This window comes from Rhodococcus sp. BS-15, assembly GCF_000813105.1.
Classification (GTDB): domain Bacteria; phylum Actinomycetota; class Actinomycetes; order Mycobacteriales; family Mycobacteriaceae; genus Rhodococcoides.
Map to the genome: position 1 here is coordinate 1 of NZ_BAOX01000385.1, position 3,825 is coordinate 3,825.

Below are 3,825 nucleotides of genomic sequence, written 5' to 3' on the forward strand. Positions count from 1 at the left end.
CCTCCGCCTACGCCGATCCTCGAGAGCCGACGCCGTTGCTGGACCCGGCGCCTGCCGAGGCGTCGGCCGTGACGCCGTCCATCCCGACTCCGTTGCTGTCGATGATCGACGACACCAAGTCCACGATCGTCGACCAGATCTCCTCGGTCGCCGAGTTCGTACGCAGGCGGCTGGCCGGTGACTACAGCGTCGACGAGTTCGGCTACGACCCGCACTTCGCCGACGCGGTCTGGCTTCCGTTGCTGCGGCCGCTGTTCGACAAGTGGTTCCGTGTCGAGGTCAAGGGCATCGAGAACATTCCGTCCGACGGCGGCGCGCTCGTCGTCGCCAACCATGCGGGCGTCGTGCCCGTCGATGCATTGATGGCGTCGGTCGCCGTCCGCGATCACCACCCGGCGCACCGCCCTCTGCGGATGTTGGCCGCCGACATGGCATTCGAGATGCCCGGCGTCGGCACGATCGCACGCAAGGCCGGGCACACGCTGGCCTGCAACCCCGACGCCGAGCGTCTGCTGCGTACCGGCGAGGTTGCCGCCGTGTTCCCCGAGGGTTCAAGGGCATCGGCAAACCGTTCAGTGAGCGCTACAAGCTGCAGCGATTCGGTCGCGGTGGATTCGTCTCGGCTGCTCTGCGAACGGGTGTGCCGATCATCCCGTGCTCCATCGTCGGCTCGGAGGAGATCTACCCCAAGATCGGCGACATCGCGCCACTGGCCCGACTGATGGGCATGCCCTACTTTCCGGTCACGCCGTTCTTCCCGCACCTCGGCCCGCTGGGTCTGATCCCCATGCCGTCCAAGTGGTACATCGAGTTCGGCAAACCGATCCTCACCGATGGGTACGACTCCACCGCGTTCGAGGATCCGATGGTGCTGTTCGAGTTGACCGACCACGTCCGCGAGACCATTCAGCACACGCTGTATCGACTGCTTGCCAAGAGGCGCAACGTCTTCCTGGGTTAGACGCTCGGGTTATCGTGTGGCAGTGCATATTCGCGACACTGCCGCTACCGATCTACCGGAGATTCTCGACATCCACAACGATGCGGTCGCCAACACCACCGCCATCTGGGACGAGGAACAGGTCGATCTCGCCGATCGCACAGCCTGGTTCGAGGGCCGGATCGCCGCTGGATACCCGGTACTCACCGCAGAGGTCGACGGACGGGTGGCCGGATACGCGTCGTACGGACAGTGGCGGGTCAAGAGCGGCTACCGGCATTCGGTGGAACACTCGGTGTACATCCACCGAGACTTCTACCGCCGCGGGCTGGCCAGTGCGCTACTGGGCGAGTTGATCGAGCGAGCGAAAGCACGCGACGTTCACGTGTTGGTGGGGTTCATCGAATCCGAGAACACCACGTCGATCGCTCTGCACGAGAAGTTCGGGTTCGTCACCGTCGGACAGATGCCACAAGTGGGCGTCAAGTTCGGTCGGTGGCTGGACCTGACGCTGATGCAGCTCACCCTCTGATCGCCGTCCGGATGGATCAGGCCTTACGACGGCCGATCACCGCGGCCAGCCCACCGCCGACCGCGCCCAAGGCCAACGCCGTGGGCACACCGATCTTGGCGGCCTTGCGTCCGGTGCGGTAGTCGCGGATCTCCCAACCCCGGTTCTTGGCCAGCTCACGCAGGTCGGTATCGGGGTTGATCGCCACGGCGGTGCCGACCAGCGAAAGCATCGGCACGTCGTTGTGGCTGTCCGAATACGCGGTGCAACGCTTGAGATTGAGACCTTCACGCACCGCCAGCGAGCGCACTGCGTGCGCCTTGCCGATGCCGTGCAGGATGTCGCCGACGAGACGGCCGGTGAACACCCCGTCCTTGCTCTCGGCGACGGTTCCGAGGGCCCCGGTCAAGCCCAGGCGCTTGGCGATGATCTGGGCCAGTTCGAGGGGAGTGGCCGTCACCAGCCAGACCTGCTGCCCGGCGTCGAGATGCATCTGAGCGAGAGCCCGGGTACCGGCCCAGATCTTGTCGGCGATCATCTCGTCGTAGATCTCCTCGCCGAGCCGGGTCAGCTCCGAGGTGGGACGGCCGGTGATGAACGAGAGCGCCTTCTCGCGGCCGCTGGCCACGTCCTCGCTGTTCTCTTTCCCGCTGACCCTGAATTTGACCTGCTGCCAAGCGAATTGGGCCAGATCACCGCTGGTGAAGTACTTGCGGGCGGCCAATCCGCGAGCGAAGTGAATGATCGACGCGCCCTGCACCATCGTGTTGTCCACGTCGAAGAAGGCAGCGGCAGTCAGATCCCGCGGAACGGCACCCTCGGACTCGATCTGCAACGCCAGAGCCGCATCGGCACTGGCCTGACCTGCAACGTTGGCGCGGACCTCGGCGTCCGTCGGACCGAACGGATTGCGAATCCTGCGGATGCGGCGCTTGAACTGCTTGTCTTCGCTCGGGTCGTTCGTATCGACCATGTCGATATCGGGCGTGTTCTCGATCGGCAGGTCTGTTCCCCCGTCACTCACTTCCGTCCACCTCCCAGTCGAGTCGCTCGCCGCCAGCCTAGTCGGGGTTGTCCGGGCGGACGCGTGAAGGGCAGCACTGCACGCCTGTCGTTCGGCCCCCGATCGGACCGCGGACTGTGACCTTCGTCTCTGTCGCGGCCGTGTCACAGTGGATGCATGCATACGACTCCCGCCGGCGTGGCTCTTCTCACCCGCGCAGGCTGCCATTCCTGCACTCACGCGTTCGAGGTGTTGAGCGAGGTGTGCCGGGAATTCGACGTGCCGGTCACCGTCGTCGACGTCGACGAGGCGGCAGCGGAATCGCCTGACCTGCGTGCGGAGTACGGGGATCGAGTGCCCGTGGTGCTCCTCGATGGCATCGAACACAGTTACTGGGAGGTGGACGTGCCGCGTTTGCGGGCCGATCTCACCCGGGCAGGGCACCCTAAGAACGTGTGATTGCTCTCGCGTGTGCAGGTGAGGGCCGGTGTGCGCAACTTTGTTCATTCGTTCACAAGCAGTTACCGTGGTGTGAACAGCGTCCGTGAAATAGACACGAACGCAGGATCAGCGTGAAGACCGGCATCGACGCCGTTCGGACGAGGAGCCCCAGACGTGACCGAAGAGCGCCCGTCGCCCAGCGGCGTAGAGCGGGTCATCCCTCAGGCTACGGTCACTCGTCTGGCGACGTACCTGCGGGTCCTCTCGATCCTCGCAGACGAGGGCGTTCTCATCGTCTCCAGTGAAGAACTGGCCACCGCAGCGGGCGTCGGATCGGCCAAACTGCGCAAGGATCTCTCCTTTCTCGGCCCCAACGGCGTACGCGGAGTCGGCTACGACGTGGCCCGCCTCCGCGCCAAGATCGACAGCGCGCTCGGACTCGATCGCGGCCACCGCGTCGTTCTGGCGGGAGTCGGCAATCTCGGGCAGGCGCTGGCCGGGTACGGCGGATTCGCTCGACGCGGGTTCACGATGGTCGGACTGTTCGACAGCGACCCGGCGCGGGTCGGCACCGACATCGACGGCCTCACCGTCCGGCACGTCGACGAACTAGTCGTCGCCTGCCGTGAACTCGAGGCCACCATCGGCGTCATCGCCACCCCCCGACGAGGCCGTGCACAGCGTCGCCGAGAAGCTCGTCGCCGGTGGCGTCGAATGCATCCTGAGCTTCTCGCCGATGGTCCTCGACGTCCCCGAACACGTCGAGGTGCGGCGCGTGGACCTGGCGGTGGAGATGCAGGTGCTCTCCTTCAACAGCTCTCGCAACGTCCCCGGATCGAGCGATATCGCCGGTCCGGCCATCGTCGCCGCGCCCCGGCCGCAGCCGGTATCGCCGCCCCCTCTCGCATCGTCACCGCTCACGTCCACGGC

3 protein-coding genes and 2 pseudogenes are annotated in these 3,825 nt (G+C 65.6%); 4 read left to right on the top strand and 1 reads right to left on the bottom strand.

Annotation, left to right across the window (positions count from 1 at the left end):
- Positions 1–101 precede the first annotated feature (101 nt).
- Positions 102–961: pseudogene (locus RHBS_RS25430) on the top strand (lysophospholipid acyltransferase family protein).
- Positions 962–983: 22 nt separating this feature from the next.
- Positions 984–1,472, top strand: coding sequence for a GNAT family N-acetyltransferase (locus RHBS_RS25435; RefSeq protein ID WP_128646801.1), 489 nt, complete (start codon positions 984–986; stop codon positions 1,470–1,472).
- Positions 1,473–1,488: 16 nt separating this feature from the next.
- Here RHBS_RS25435 and RHBS_RS25440 read toward each other — a convergent pair whose 3' ends face one another.
- Complete coding sequence (locus RHBS_RS25440; RefSeq protein WP_237669709.1) at positions 1,489–2,424, bottom strand: HAD family phosphatase; 936 nt, start codon at positions 2,422–2,424, stop codon at positions 1,489–1,491.
- 207 nt (positions 2,425–2,631) lie between these two features.
- Between RHBS_RS25440 and RHBS_RS25445 the strand changes: the two genes are divergently transcribed.
- Entirely contained in the window at positions 2,632–2,913 is a 282-nt protein-coding gene (locus RHBS_RS25445) for a glutaredoxin family protein (RefSeq protein ID WP_121873467.1), read from the top strand.
- A gap of 156 nt (positions 2,914–3,069) precedes the next feature.
- Positions 3,070–3,825: pseudogene (locus tag RHBS_RS25450) on the top strand (redox-sensing transcriptional repressor Rex); the annotation flags it as partial.